Origin of the sequence: Nocardioides cremeus (assembly GCF_030518195.1) — a bacterium.
Lineage (GTDB): Bacteria > Actinomycetota > Actinomycetes > Propionibacteriales > Nocardioidaceae > Nocardioides > Nocardioides cremeus.
Genome location: NZ_JAULSC010000004.1, coordinates 115,868 through 129,102, shown reverse-complemented (window position 1 = coordinate 129,102; position 13,235 = coordinate 115,868). Strand labels below are relative to the sequence as shown.

Genomic DNA, 13,235 nt, shown 5'->3' with positions numbered 1-13,235 from the left:
AGTCGCAGTCGTGCGCGAGACACGGGAGTCCGAGGCCCGGGTGGCGCTGGTGCCCGAGCTCGTCGCCAAGCTGACCGCGCTGGGCCACGAGGTGCTGGTCGAGACCGGCGCCGGGCTGGGCGCGCTGGCCGACGACGCGGCGTACGCCGAGGCGGGCGCGAGCGTCGTCGACGACCCGCTGCCCGACGCCGGGCTGGTGCTCTCGGTGCAGCCGCTGACCCGCGAGGCCGCCCGGCGCCTGCCCAGCGGCGCCGTCACGGTCTCGTTCCTGCCGACGGCGCTCGAGCCCGACCTGGTGCGCGACCTGCGCGACCTGTCGGTGACCAGCCTGGCGATGGAGCTGGTGCCGCGCATCTCGCGCGCCCAGTCGATGGACGCGCTGTCGTCGCAGTCACTGGTGGCCGGCTACCGCTGCGCGATCGTCTGCGCCGGCCTGCTGCGCCGCTTCTTCCCGCTCAACATGACCGCCGCGGGCACCGTCCCGCCGGCCGAGGTCGTGGTGCTCGGCGCCGGCGTCGCGGGCCTGCAGGCGATCGCGACCGCCAAGCGCCTCGGCGCCGTCGTCAAGGCCTACGACGTGCGCGCGGCCGCCGCCGAGGAGATCCGCTCGATGGGCGCGCAGGCCATCGAGCTCGACCTGCCCACCCTCGAGGGCGCCGGCGGCTACGCCCGCGAGATGAGCGAGGAGCGCTCGCGGCTGCAGCGCGAGCTGCTGGCGCCGTACGTCGCCAACGCCGACGGGCTGATCACCACCGCGGCCGTGCCCGGGCGCACCGCCCCGGTGCTGGTGACGCGGGCGATGGTCGAGCAGATGCGAGCGGGCTCGGTCGTGGTCGACCTCGCGGCCGACTCGGGCGGCAACGTCGAGGGCGTCGTCGCCGGCGACGTGGTGCGCATCGGGCACGCCCAGGTGTGGGGCGGGCGCAACGTGCCGTCCCAGATGCCCGGCCCGGCCTCGCGGCTCTACGCCCAGAACGTCGTCAACCTGGTCACGCTGCTGGCGCCCGAGGGTGAGCTGGTGCTCGACCTCGACGACGAGATCCTGGCCGGCGCCTGCGTGACCCACGCCGGCGTGATCCGGCACGAGCCGACCCGGGTGCTCGTCGAGGGCCCGGCGGAAGGGGAGGTCCAGTGAGCGAGGGCGTGGTCTGGCTGACCATCTTCGTGCTCAGCGTCTTCGTGGGCACCGAGGTGATCTCGAAGGTCTCCTCGACGCTGCACACGCCGCTGATGTCGGGGGCCAACGCGATCCACGGGATCATCCTGCTCGGCGCGGTGATCGTCACCGGCACCACCGAGTCCACCGTGGCGCTGGTCGTCGGGCTCGTCGCGATCGTGCTGGCCGCGATCAACATGGTCGGCGGGTTCGTGGTCACCGACCGGATGCTGCAGATGTTCTCGCGCCGCAAGCCGCGCCCCGCGCCCGCCGAGCGGACGGAGCGCTGATGCCGACCTGGGTGCAGCTGGTCTACCTGGGCTGCGCGGTCTGCTTCGTGCTGGCCCTCAAGGGGCTCTCCGGCCCGCGCACCGCGCGGCTGGGCAACCTCGTCGGCGCGGGCGGCGCCGTGGTCGCGGTGACGGTGCCGTTCCTCTACCTCGAGCTCGACCACGTGCCGCAGATGCTGGCCGCGATCGCGGTGGGCTCCGGCGTCGGCGTCGTGGGCGCGCGCAAGGTCCAGATGACCCAGATGCCCCAGATGGTGGCGCTCTTCAACGGCGTCGGCGGTGGCGCGGCGGCCCTGGTGGCGCTGCTGGAGCTGCAGCACATGGGTGCGGGCACCCCCGCCTTCGACCTCGTCGCGACGGCGTTCACGATCGTGGTCGGCTCGGTCTCCTTCGCCGGCTCGGCGATCACCTTCGCCAAGCTGCAGGAGCTGATGACCTCGCGCCCGGTGGTCTTCCCCGGGCTCCCGGTCGCGTTCGCAGCCGCGCTGCTGGGCGGCGTCGGGCTCTCGGTGCTGGTGGTGCTCGAGGCGTCGCTGGCGCTCGGTGTCGTGCTGGCCCTGGTCGGCCTGGCGCTGGGCGTCCTGCTGGTGCTGCCGGTCGGCGGGGCCGACGTACCGATCGTGATCTCGCTGCTCAACGCCTTCACCGGCCTGACGGTCGCCGCGGGCGGCTACGTGCTCGGCAGCGTCGTGCTGCTGGTCGGCGGCACCCTGGTCGGCGCCGCCGGCACCTTCCTGACCCTGCTGATGGCGCGGGCGATGGGCCGCTCGGTGGCCAACATCCTCTTCGGGGCGCTGCGCGGCGGCTCGACGCTCGGCGCCGGCGAGGCCTCCGACCGCCCGGTGCGCTCCTCGGGTCCCGAGGACGTCGCGATCCTGCTGGCCTACGCCGACCGCGTCATCGTGGTGCCCGGCTACGGGCTCGCCGTGGCCCAGGCCCAGCACACGCTGCGCGAGCTCGTCGAGCTGCTGCTGGCCCGCGGGGCGAAGGTCGACTACGCCATCCACCCCGTCGCCGGGCGGATGCCCGGCCACATGAACGTGCTCCTCGCCGAGGCCCAGGTGCCCTACGAGCAGCTCGCCGAGATGGACGACATCAACGGCGAGTTCAAGCAGACCGACGTCGTGCTGGTCGTCGGCGCCAACGACGTGGTCAACCCGGCCGCGCGCACCACGCCCTCGGCGCCGATCTACGGGATGCCGATCCTCGACGTCGACCAGGCTCGGCAGGTGGTCTTCCTCAAGCGCTCGATGCGCCCGGGCTTCGCCGGCATCGAGAACGAGCTGCTCTTCGACCCCCGCACCACCCTGCTCTTCGGTGACGCCAAGGACTCGCTGGCCAAGCTGCTCGCCGCGGTCAAGTCGCTCTGAGGACCGCCCGGGGGAGTTTCATCGGCCGGCCGACGAAGCTCCTGGGTGGCCGATGAAATTTTATCGTCCACCCGCCAGTTCCATCGGCCGGCCGATGAAACCCACCGTGGGTGGGGCAGGGTGGCTCAGTGGGCCACGCCGTACAACCGGTCGCCGGCGTCGCCGAGCCCGGGCACGATGTAGCCCTTCTCGTTGAGCCGCTCATCCATGGCCGCGGTCACGACGGTGACCGGCACGTCGAGGTCCTCGAGGTCGGCGGCCAGGCGCTCGCAGCCCTCGGGGGCGGCGAGCAGGCAGATCGCGGTGATGTGGTCGGCGCCGCGGTCGGTGAGGAAGCGGATCGCCGCGGCCAGGGTGCCGCCGGTGGCCAGCATCGGGTCGAGCACGTAGCACTGGCGACCCGACAGGTCGTCGGGCAGCCGCTCGGCGTACGTCGACGCCTCGAGCGTGTCCTCGTTGCGCACCATGCCCAGGAACCCGACCTCCGCGGTCGGCAGCAGGCGCATCATCCCGTCGAGCATGCCCAGCCCGGCGCGCAGGATCGGCACCACCAGCGGCTTGGGGGAGTCGAGCCGCACGCCGGTGGCGGCCGAGACCGGGGTCTGGATCTCGACGGTGGTGACCCGCACGTCGCGGGTGGCCTCGTAGGCCAGCAGGGTGACCAGCTCGTCGGTCAGCGCCCGGAAGGTCGGCGAGTCGGTGCCCTGGTCCCGCAGCGTGGTGAGCTTGTGGGTGACGAGCGGGTGGTCCACGACGTGGGTGCGCATGGCGACACCCTAGTGCGCCTCCCCGGAGGGGTGGAGCGCGGGAAAGGGACTGGTCGCCGCACCCGGACGTCTGTCACTGTAGGAAGTGCCGCACGTCCGTGCAGCAGCGTGGTTCGTCCGTCCCCGGAGGGTGCCCCCATGGCCGAGCAGTTCGACGAGGTCGACTTCGCGCTGGCGGCCTACCGCACCGACGGCGAGTGGGTCGTCGCGGAGCTGACCCACGACCACCTCGAGGACGTCGACGTGCTCGCGAGCGCGCTGCGACGCTTCCCCGGCGACGCCGGCACCCTGGGGCTGGTCGCGATCGACGAGGACTTCTTCGTGCTGGTGCGCGTCTCGGGCGGCTCCACGCGGGTGCTGCTCTCCGACGTGACCGCCGCCGAGGAGTGGGAGCTGGCGGCCTCGGTGCTCGAGCACCTGCACCTGCCCGACCCCGAGGACGACGACGAGCCCGAGCCCGCCGGCGAGGTGGGGCTGCTCGCCGACCTGGGCGTCAGCGCCGCCACCATGGCCGAGCTCATCGACGACGAGGAGCTCTACCCCGACGAGCTGCTCTCCGAGGTCGCGCGCCGCCTGGGCTTCGGCGAGCTCTTCGACGACGTGGTCGGCCTGACCTCGGCGTGAGCACCACCGCCCGCCCCACCGGCTCCTGGGAGCCGGAGATGCGCGCTGCCCTCGACGAGGCGCGCGCCGCGCTGGCCACCGGCGACGTGCCGATCGGCGCCGTGGTCGTCGACGCGACCGGTGCCGTGCTGGGCCGCGGCCGCAACGTGCGCGAGGCCGAGGCCGATCCCACCGGGCACGCCGAGGTGGTCGCGCTGCGTGAGGCGGCGCGGGCCCGCGGCGAGTGGCGCCTGGAGGGGTGCACCCTCGTGGTGACGCTCGAGCCGTGCACGATGTGCGCCGGCGCGGCGGTGCTGAGCCGGGTCGAGCGCGTCGTCTTCGCGGCGTACGACGACAAGGCCGGGGCGGTGGGCAGCCTCTGGGACGTGGTGCGCGACCGCCGCCTCAACCACCGGCCCGAGGTGCTCGCGGGGGTGCTGGCCGACGAGTCGGCCGTGCTGCTGCAGGAGTTCTTCGCCGCCCAGCGCGGGGCCGGGACGCCGCCGTGAACGGCGCGGGCCCGGTCGGGCTGATCCGCAACTGGGCGGGCTCGCACACCTATCGTGCCGGCCGCTTCGTGGAGGCCCGCAGCGTCGCCGAGGTGCAGCGCGAGGTCGCGGCGGCCGCGAAGGTGCGCGTGCTGGGCACCCGGCACTCCTTCAACGACCTCTGCGACACCGACGGCACCCTGCTCAGCACGACCGGCTTCCCCGACCCGGTCGTCGTCGACGTGCCCGCGCGCACGGTCACCGTCCGCGGCGGCCAGCGGTACGCCGTCGTGGCCCGCGCCGTGCACGAAGCCGGCCTGGCGCTGCCCAACATGGGCTCGCTGCCGCACATCTCCACCGCGGGCGCCGTGGCCACCGGCACCCACGGCTCGGGCACCGGCAACCAGTCGCTCGGTGCCGCGGTCGCGGCGCTGGTGCTCGTGGGGCCCGACGGGGCGCTGCGCACGGTGCGCCGCGGCGAGCCCGACCACCTGGGCAGCGTGGTGGCACTGGGGGCGCTGGGCGTGGTCGTCGAGGTCGAGCTCGACCTGGTGGCGCCCTACGACCTGCGCCAGGAGCTGCACCTCGACCTGCGCTGGGACGACCTGCTGGCCGACCCCGTGGGGGTCCTGGACCTCGGGTTCAGCACCAGCGTCTTCACCCGCTGGGCCGGCGACCTCGTGGGGGAGGTGCTGGTCAAGGCCCGGGTGCCGGACCCCGGCCGCGACCTCGACCGCGCCGCCGAGCTGATGGGGGAGGCCGTCGCCGCGGGCGCCGGCTCCCCGCTGCTCGGCCTGGGCGACTCGATGACCCTGCGCGGCACCGACGGCCCCTGGATCGAGCGGCTCCCGCACTTCCGCCACGACCGCGAGCCCAGCCAGGGCGACGAGATCCAGAGCGAGTGGTTCGTGCCCCTCGAGCAGGCCGGCGCGGCGCTCGCCGCGCTGCGCCCCCTGGGCGAGGAGCTCGACCCGCTGCTGCACGCCAGCGAGCTGCGCACCGTCGCCGCCGACGACCTCTGGCTCTCGCCGGCCCAGGGCCGCGACTCGCTGGCGCTGCACTTCACCTGGCGCAACCGGCCGGCCGAGGTGGCCGCCGCGGTCGAGCGGGTCGAGTCGGCGCTGGCTCCCTTCGCCCCGCGCCCGCACTGGGGCAAGGTCTTCAAGCCCGGGTTCACCGCGGCGGCGGCGTACGAGCGGGCCGAGGACTTCCGGTCGCTGCGACGTCGCGTCGACCCCGACGGGGTGTTCGTCAACGAGTTCGTTCAGCGGGTGGGCCTCGCCTGAGGGTCCGTCCGGCGCGGCACTGGTGACACGCACCGCCCCCGCCCCGGAGAGTGGTCCCATGCGAGTCGCGTTGTCCGTCACCTGCGTCAACGACGCGATGTTCCCCGAGACCGGCAAGGCGGTCGTGCGGCTGCTGCGCCGGCTCGGCTGCGAGGTCGACTTCCCTGCCGCGCAGACCTGCTGCGCGCAGCCGATGGTCAACACCGGCTACCTCGACGAGGCGGTGCCGGTGGTGCGCACCTACGTCGACGCCTTCGCCGGGTACGACGCGATCGTCACCCCGAGCGGGTCGTGCGCCGGGTCGGCGCGCCACCAGCACGCGCTGGTGGCCGACCGCGGGGCTGTCAACGGGAGCGACCCGGAGCTGGTGGGGGCGGTGGCGGCCGCGCCGCCGACGTACGAGCTGAGCGAGTTCCTGGTCGACGTGCTGGGGGTGACCGACGTGGGTGCCTACTTCCCGCACACCGTGACCTACCACCCGACCTGCCACTCGCTGCGGATGCTGGGCGTGGGTGACCGGCCCCGGCAGCTGCTGGAGGCGGTGCAGGGGCTGCGGCTGGTCGACCTGCCGAAGGCCGAGGAGTGCTGCGGCTTCGGCGGGACGTTCGCGGTGAAGAACGCCGACACGTCGGTGGCGATGGGGGCCGACAAGGCCAGGCACGTGCGCTCGACCGGGGCGGAGGTGCTGGTGGCCGGCGACAACAGCTGCCTGATGCACGTGGGCGGGGTGCTGTCGCGGCAGCGCTCGGGGGTGCGGGTGGTGCACCTGGCCGAGGTGCTGGCGGCGACCGAGGGCACGGAGGGACAGTCGTGAGCGGCACGTTCGTGGGGATGCCGGCCTTCCCGGAGGCGGCGCGGGCGGCGCTGGGCGACACCCAGCTGCGCCACAACCTGGCGCACGCGACCGGGGTGATCCGCGCCAAGCGGGCCGCCGTGGTGGGCGAGCTCGAGGAGGCCGGGATCTGGGAGGACCTCCGCCTGGCCGGGGCGGCGGTCAAGCAGCGCGCCCTCGACGACCTGGCCACCCACCTGGAGACCCTCGAGCGCACCCTGACCGAGGCAGGCGCGACCGTGCACTGGGCCCGCGACGCCGCCGAGGCCAACGCAGTCGTCGCGCGCGTCGCCCGGGCCCACGGCGCCGACGAGGTGGTCAAGGTCAAGTCGATGGCCACCCAGGAGATCGGGCTCAACGAGGCGCTCGAGGCCGAGGGGATCGCCGCCTGGGAGACCGACCTGGCCGAGCTGATCGTGCAGCTCGGCGACGACCTGCCCTCCCACATCCTCGTGCCCGCGATCCACCGCAACCGCGCCGAGATCCGCGAGATCTTCCTGCGCCGGATGGCCGACGTCGGCCGCCCCGCGCCCGCCGACCTGAGCGACGACCCCGCCGTCCTCGCCGGGGCGGCCCGCGAGCACCTGCGCGAGAAGTTCCTGCGCGCGAAGGTCGGGGTCTCGGGCGCCAACTTCGCCGTCGCCGAGACCGGCACCCTCGTGGTGGTCGAGTCGGAGGGCAACGGGCGGATGTGCCTGACCCTGCCCGAGGTGCTGGTCTCGGTGGTGGGCATCGAGAAGGTGGTGCCCACCTGGGCCGAGCTCGACCCGCTGCTGCGGCTGCTGCCGCGCTCCTCGACCGGCGAGCGGATGAACCCCTACACCTCGACCTGGTCCGGGGTCACCGACCCGGACGGCGGGGACGGCGGCGCCGACGGCCCGCGGGAGGTGCACGTGGTGCTCCTCGACAACGGCCGCACCCGCGCGCTCGCCGACGACGTCGGGCGTCAGGCGCTGCGCTGCATCCGCTGCTCGGCCTGCCTCAACGTCTGCCCGGTCTACGAGCGCACCGGCGGGCACGCCTACGGCTCGGTCTACCCGGGCCCGATCGGCGCGATCCTCAACCCCCTGCTGCACGGCCAGGGCGACCCGCAGACCGACTCGCTGCCCTACGCCTCGTCGCTGTGCGGGGCCTGCTTCGAGGCCTGCCCGGTGCGCATCGACATCCCCGAGGTGCTGGTGCACCTGCGCTCCAAGGTGGTCGACTCGCACCGCGGCGACCGGGTCCCGAAGCCCGAGGCGCTGGCCATGAGGGCCGCGGCCTGGGCCTTCTCCGACGCGTCCCGGCTGGGCCTGGTCGAGAAGGCCTCCGGGCTGTCGGGGCGGGTCCTGGCTCGCCTGTCGCGTACGACGCTGCCGGGCGGTCGTCCCGCCGCAGGACGCCTGCCCGGGCCGGGCGCCGCGGCCTGGACCGGCGCCCGCGACCTGCCCGCCCCGCCCCGCGAGTCGTTCCGAGCGTGGTGGGCGCGCACCGACGGCGGCCGCACCGAGCCCGGCCCCGGGGTCGGCGGTGAGCAGGCAACCGACCTGCCCGGTCGTCCGGTTGCTGACGCACCGCCGCCCGAGCCGCCGGCCGCCCAGCCCGGGTCGGCGGTGGGCCGGCAACCGGTCCCGGAGCCGGAACGGTTGCCAGCCCACCGCTCCCCGAGCGCCCCCGCCGACCCGACCGGCGCCCGCGCCGAGGTGCTCGACCGGGTCCGCGCGGCGCTGGCCGGGGTCGTCCCCACACCCGAGCCGGTCCCGGCGCCGGTGGGCCCGGTGGGCACGCCCGCCCAGGTGCTCGACCTCTTCGCCGAGCGGGTCGCCGACTACCGCGCCGTCGTCGAGCGGGTGGCGGTCGCCGACCTGGCCGCCCACGTCGCGGGCCTGTTCGCGCCGACCGACCGGGTCGTCGTACCGGACGGGACCGCCGAGGCGCTGCTGGCGGCGCTGGGCGAGAGGGCCGTGCCCGACGATGCCCTGTCGTGGGCCGACCTCGACGGCGTCGACGCGGTGCTCACCAGCGCGAGCGTCGGGGTCGCCGAGACCGGCACGATCGTGCTCGACCACGGACCCGGCCAGGGCCGCCGGGCGCTGAGCCTGGTGCCCGACCGCCACGTCGTCGTGGTGCGCGCCGACCAGGTGGTGCCCGACGTGCCCGACGCCGTGGACCGGCTGGCCGCGGCGGTGCGCGCGGGACGGGCCCTGACCTGGATCAGCGGCCCCTCGGCCACCAGCGACATCGAGCTCGACCGCGTCGAGGGCGTGCACGGCCCGCGCCGCCTGCACGTGCTGCTGGTCGCCGATCCGGCGACCGCCGTCGACAGAGGCTGATTTCGCCCGAGCACGACGCCTCCGGTACATTCACCGGCGGTGGCGTGTCCGAGAGGCCGAAGGTGCATCACTCGAAATGATGTGTGGGGCAACCCACCGTGGGTTCAAATCCCACCGCCACCGCCAGCTGGACCGAACGCCCCGGAGCACCGCTCCGGGGCGTTCGTCGTGCTCGGGCCGTGCGCCGGACCCCGTGCGCAGGGGCCGGGCGTCGCGGGCAGGATGTGCCCCGTGAACCTCTTCGAGCTCGACGGCAAGCGACCCTCCGTGCACCCCGAGGCCTGGGTGGCCCCCACCGCGACCCTGATCGGCGACGTGGTCGTCGAGAAGGGCGCCAGCATCTGGTACGGCGTCGTGGTGCGCGCCGACGTCTGCTCGATCGTGGTGCGCGAGGGCACCAACGTGCAGGACAACTCGGTGCTGCACGCGGCCCCCGGGGAGCACCTGTCGATCGGCCCGAACGCCACCATCGGGCACGGCTGCGTCGTGCACTGCGCCGAGGTGGGCGAGCAGGCGCTGGTCGGCAACGGCTCGACGCTGCTCGACGGCGCCCGCATCGGCGGCGGCACGCTCGTGGCCGCCGGGTCGGTGGTGACCCCCGGCACCCAGATCCCCGCGGGCGTCGTCGCGGCCGGCGTGCCGTGCAAGGTGGTCAAGCCGATCGAGGGCACCAGCTCGCAGCAGTGGGTCGAGCACAACGCCGCCGGCTACCAGGAGCTGGCCCGGCACCACGCGAGCGGCGCGAAGCGGATCGAGACGAGCTAGCGCTGCCCGCTGGCCTCCGGCCGCTGGTCGTGCGTCAGTTCAGGGGTGCGGCGCAGACGGCGACCAGGGTGCCCGACCCGCTGCCGTCGTAGGCCGCCCAGCCGCGCTCGAAGGTGACCATCCGCAGCGCGCCGTCGGTGGAGCGCAGCACGGCCGAGCCCGGCACCACCCCGTCGTCGAGGCCGGTGGTGGAGCAGTCGTAGACCTCCATGAGCCGGGCGAGGCGGTCGCTGCTGGGGTCGACGGGCGAGCGCGAGGGCGTCGTCCCGCCCACGAGGGTGCCGGTGACGACCGCGATGATCGCCACCACGACACCGAGCTTCACGACTCCCAGCAGGCGACGTCGGCCCGCCAGTGGAGCGGGGTGGACGGGGCCGGGGGAGGAAGCAGTCATCGTCTTTACTTTACGAGCCCGGTGGTAGCCGTCCGCGGCTCAGTAACCGCTCGGGCCGCTCAGGGCCGCTCAGGGCCGCTCGGTGGCACGCGTGCCCAGGCACACGGCGACCAGGGTGCCGGGCAGCAGCCCTTCGTGGGCCTGCCAGCCGCGGGCGAAGCCCACCACGCGCAGCTGCCCGCGCTCGGTGCGCAGCAGGGCCGAGCCCGGCAACGAGCCGTCGGCGAAGCCGGTGGTGCTGCAACGGTGGTCGCTCATCAAGCGCTCGAGCTGCGCGGCACCGATCTCGCTCGGGGTCGGCGGCGTGGCGGTCTCGGCGCGCACGTGCGCCCCGACCGCGACGCTCACCACGGCCGCGAGCGCGCCCATCCGCAGCGCCCGCAGCGCCCGCAGCACGCCACGCGGCGCGGTCGGCGCGGCGAGACCGGCGGCGGGGCCGGCGGCGGGGCCGGTCGGGGAGGCGGGCACACGTGTCCAACGAGTCCGCGTGACCCGGGTCACGCCCGGTCTGGTCCGGGGGTGGGACAGGATGGGGCCCATGACCTGGTTCAGCTCGCCGTCCGACGCCGCCGACCGCCTGGGAGCGACCGGCTACCTCACCGACGCGGCGACCGCGACGACGACGTACCTCGCGGGGGCGCTGGAGAAGCCGCTGCTGATCGAGGGCCCGGCCGGCGTCGGCAAGACCGAGCTGGCCAAGGCGGTGGCTCGGGCGACGGGCGCCGACCTGGTGCGGCTGCAGTGCTACGAGGGCCTCGACGAGGCCCGCGCGCTCTACGAGTGGAACTACAAGAAGCAGCTGCTGCGCATCCAGGCCAACCAGGGCAACGACGCCACCTGGGACGAGACGCACGACGACATCTTCACCGACGAGTTCCTGCTGACGCGCCCGCTGCTGACCGCGATCCGGCGCGAGGAGCCCACGGTGCTGCTCATCGACGAGGTCGACAAGACCGACGTCGAGGTCGAGGGGCTGCTGCTCGAGGTGCTCTCCGACTTCCAGGTCACGATCCCCGAGATGGGCACCGTGACCGCGGTGCGGCGTCCCTTCGTGGTGCTGACCTCCAACGCGACCCGCGAGCTGTCCGAGGCGGTCAAGCGGCGCTGCCTCTACCTGCACCTGGAGTACCCCGACGCCGACCGCGAGCGCGAGATCGTCGTCTCCCAGGTGCCCGGCCTGGAGGAGGCGGTGGCCGCCCAGCTCGTGGCGATGGTGGCCCGGCTGCGCGAGCTGGAGCTCAAGAAGGCGCCCTCGATCGCGGAGTCCGTCGACTGGGCGCGCACCCTGATCGCCCTCGAGATCAAGGACCTCGACGACGACGCCGTCAACGCCACGCTGGGCGTGGTGCTCAAGCACGTCTCCGACCAGGAGCGGGCGGTCAAGGAGCTGCGCCTCGACCGCGCCGGGCGCTGAGCCGATGACCACCCCCGATCCCGCGTCCGAGCCTGGCGGTCAGGCCAGGTCCGGCCTGCTCGACCGCCACATCGCCTTCCTGGAGGCGCTGCGCGCGGCCGGCCTGCCGGTCTCGCTGGCCGAGGACCTCGACGCCGTGGCGGTGCTGACCGCCCTTCCGTGGGACGACCGGGCCGTGGTGCGTGAGGGGTACGCCGCCGCGGTGGTCAAGAAGCACGCCCAGCGCCCGACCTTCGACGCGCTCTTCGACCTCTACTTCCCGCCCCTGGTCGGCGACGGTGCCACGCGGCTCGGCGCCGACGACGACGGCGACGACGGCGACGAGGGCGGCGGGGCCGAGGGCTCGGAGGGGCAGGAGGGCGGTGACGTGCCGGGGTCGCGCGACAACGCCGAGGCGCTGCGCGACTTCCGCGAGCGGCTCGAGGCGGCGATGACCGCGGGTGACGAGCAGCAGCTGGCGCGCCTGGCCGCCGAGGCGGTCGGCCGCTTCGGTGCGATGCCCGGGCGCGGGCCGGGGCTGTCGTCCTGGTCGGCCTACACCGCGCTGCAGCGGGTCGCGCCCGGCGAGATCGTCGACCGGCTGGTGCAGGGCCTGCTGGCGCAGGGTCGTGGCGACGACGAGGCCCGCCGCGCCGTGGCGCAGCAGATCGGCGGCTTCACCCGCCGAGTCGAGGCCGACGCCCGCCGCCGGATCGGGGAGGAGAAGGGCGCAGAGCACGTGGCGCGCACCGCCCTGCGCCCCTCCATCGACCGGCTCGACTTCCTCGCGATGCGGCGCACCGACCTCGAGCAGATGCGCCGCGAGATCTACCCGCTGGCGCGTCGGCTCGCGACCCGGCTCACCCAGGAGCACCACGCGCAGCGCCGCGGTCCGCTGGACTTCCGGCGTACGGTGCGGGCCTCGGTGTCGACCGGCGGCGTGCCGCTGACCACGCACCACAAGCCCAAGCGGCCGCACCGCAGCGAGCTGGTGGTGCTGTGCGACGTCTCGGGCAGCGTCGCGAACTTCGCGCAGTTCACGCTGCTGCTGGTCTTCGCGCTGCGCGAGCAGTTCACCAAGGTGCGCGCCTTCACCTTCATCGACCACGTGCACGAGGTGACCCACCACTTCAAGCCGGGTGCCGACGTGGTCGACGTGATGGCCGACCTCGCCGCCAGCGCGTCGCACGCCGCGCTGTGGGGGCGCACCAACTACGGCCGCGCGATCGAGAAGTTCGCCGAGCAGCACTCCGATGCCATCGGCCCGCGCACCTCGCTGCTGGTGCTCGGCGACGCCCGCTCCAACTACTCCGACCTGGCCCTGACCACCCTCGCCGACCTGGCCGGGCAGTGCCGGCACGCCTGGTGGCTCAACCCCGAGCACCGGCGGCACTGGGACACCGGCGACTCCGCGGCGAGCAGGTACGCCGACGTGGTGCCGATGGTCGAGTGCCGCAACCTGACCCAGCTCTCCGAGCTGGTCCACGACCTGCTCTGAGGCGCGACGGTTTCCCCGGGTACCCGGGGAAGCCGTACGCGTTCGGGTGTTGCAACACCCCAACGCCTACAGGATCCCCGG

Annotated in this window: 14 protein-coding genes and 1 tRNA gene; 12 read left to right on the top strand and 3 right to left on the bottom strand. The window is 74.3% G+C overall.

What is annotated here, in order from left to right; translation table 11 throughout:
* The first annotated feature begins 10 nt into the window (after nt 1-10).
* Genes QWJ41_RS06300 through QWJ41_RS06290 form a run of 3 tightly spaced genes read left to right on the top strand, consistent with a single transcriptional unit; the run spans nt 11 to nt 2,816 of the window.
* Complete coding sequence (locus QWJ41_RS06300) at nt 11-1,135, top strand: NAD(P) transhydrogenase subunit alpha (protein ID WP_302706577.1); 1,125 nt, start codon at nt 11-13, stop codon at nt 1,133-1,135.
* Nucleotides 1,132-1,446, top strand: coding sequence for an NAD(P) transhydrogenase subunit alpha part 2 (locus tag QWJ41_RS06295; protein WP_302706575.1), 315 nt, complete (start codon nt 1,132-1,134; stop codon nt 1,444-1,446). The genes QWJ41_RS06300 and QWJ41_RS06295 overlap by 4 nt, the downstream gene beginning before the upstream one ends.
* Nucleotides 1,446-2,816, top strand: a complete 1,371-nt coding sequence (locus QWJ41_RS06290; protein WP_302706573.1) for an NAD(P)(+) transhydrogenase (Re/Si-specific) subunit beta — start codon at nt 1,446-1,448, stop codon at nt 2,814-2,816. The genes QWJ41_RS06295 and QWJ41_RS06290 overlap by 1 nt, the downstream gene beginning before the upstream one ends.
* 125 nt (nt 2,817-2,941) lie before the next feature.
* Here the strand turns inward: QWJ41_RS06290 and upp are convergent, their stop codons facing one another.
* Nucleotides 2,942-3,583: a uracil phosphoribosyltransferase gene (gene upp, locus QWJ41_RS06285; RefSeq protein ID WP_302706571.1), complete on the bottom strand. Its 642-nt coding sequence runs from the start codon at nt 3,581-3,583 to the stop codon at nt 2,942-2,944.
* A 138-nt stretch (nt 3,584-3,721) separates the two neighbouring features.
* Between upp and QWJ41_RS06280 the strand changes: the two genes are divergently transcribed.
* From QWJ41_RS06280 to QWJ41_RS06250, 7 genes are all read left to right on the top strand, one after another.
* Complete coding sequence (locus QWJ41_RS06280) at nt 3,722-4,207, top strand: tRNA adenosine deaminase-associated protein (RefSeq protein ID WP_302706570.1); 486 nt, start codon at nt 3,722-3,724, stop codon at nt 4,205-4,207.
* Nucleotides 4,208-4,245: 38 nt separating this feature from the next.
* On the top strand, nt 4,246-4,695 hold the full coding sequence (locus QWJ41_RS06275) for a nucleoside deaminase (RefSeq protein WP_302706790.1): 450 nt from the start codon (nt 4,246-4,248) through the stop codon (nt 4,693-4,695).
* Entirely contained in the window at nt 4,692-5,960 is a 1,269-nt protein-coding gene (locus tag QWJ41_RS06270) for a D-arabinono-1,4-lactone oxidase (protein WP_302706568.1), read from the top strand. The genes QWJ41_RS06275 and QWJ41_RS06270 overlap by 4 nt, the downstream gene beginning before the upstream one ends.
* Nucleotides 5,961-6,018: 58 nt before the next feature.
* Nucleotides 6,019-6,774, top strand: a complete 756-nt coding sequence (locus QWJ41_RS06265; RefSeq protein ID WP_302706566.1) for a (Fe-S)-binding protein — start codon at nt 6,019-6,021, stop codon at nt 6,772-6,774.
* The gene (locus QWJ41_RS06260; RefSeq protein ID WP_302706564.1) at nt 6,771-9,104 is read left to right on the top strand and encodes an LUD domain-containing protein; all 2,334 of its coding nucleotides are present in this window, start codon (nt 6,771-6,773) and stop codon (nt 9,102-9,104) included. Before QWJ41_RS06265 ends, QWJ41_RS06260 begins: the two co-directional genes overlap by 4 nt.
* A 38-nt stretch (nt 9,105-9,142) precedes the next feature.
* A tRNA-Ser gene (locus QWJ41_RS06255) sits at nt 9,143-9,230 on the top strand.
* A gap of 105 nt (nt 9,231-9,335) precedes the next feature.
* Nucleotides 9,336-9,869, top strand: a complete 534-nt coding sequence (locus QWJ41_RS06250; protein ID WP_302706562.1) for a gamma carbonic anhydrase family protein — start codon at nt 9,336-9,338, stop codon at nt 9,867-9,869.
* 34 nt (nt 9,870-9,903) lie between these two features.
* On the opposite strand, the gene QWJ41_RS06245 is transcribed toward QWJ41_RS06250, so the two are convergent.
* Together QWJ41_RS06245 and QWJ41_RS06240 are read right to left on the bottom strand one after the other, a co-directional pair.
* Complete coding sequence (locus tag QWJ41_RS06245; RefSeq protein WP_302706560.1) at nt 9,904-10,263, bottom strand: hypothetical protein; 360 nt, start codon at nt 10,261-10,263, stop codon at nt 9,904-9,906.
* 69 nt (nt 10,264-10,332) lie between these two features.
* Complete coding sequence (locus QWJ41_RS06240; RefSeq protein ID WP_302706558.1) at nt 10,333-10,731, bottom strand: hypothetical protein; 399 nt, start codon at nt 10,729-10,731, stop codon at nt 10,333-10,335.
* 61 nt (nt 10,732-10,792) lie between these two features.
* On the opposite strand from QWJ41_RS06240, the gene QWJ41_RS06235 reads away from it, so the two are divergent.
* Complete coding sequence (locus QWJ41_RS06235) at nt 10,793-11,677, top strand: AAA family ATPase (protein WP_302706556.1); 885 nt, start codon at nt 10,793-10,795, stop codon at nt 11,675-11,677.
* A 4-nt stretch (nt 11,678-11,681) separates the two neighbouring features.
* Nucleotides 11,682-13,154 (top strand): vWA domain-containing protein, encoded by a 1,473-nt coding sequence (locus tag QWJ41_RS06230; protein WP_302706555.1) that lies wholly within the window; start codon nt 11,682-11,684, stop codon nt 13,152-13,154.
* Nucleotides 13,155-13,235: the final 81 nt, after the last annotated feature.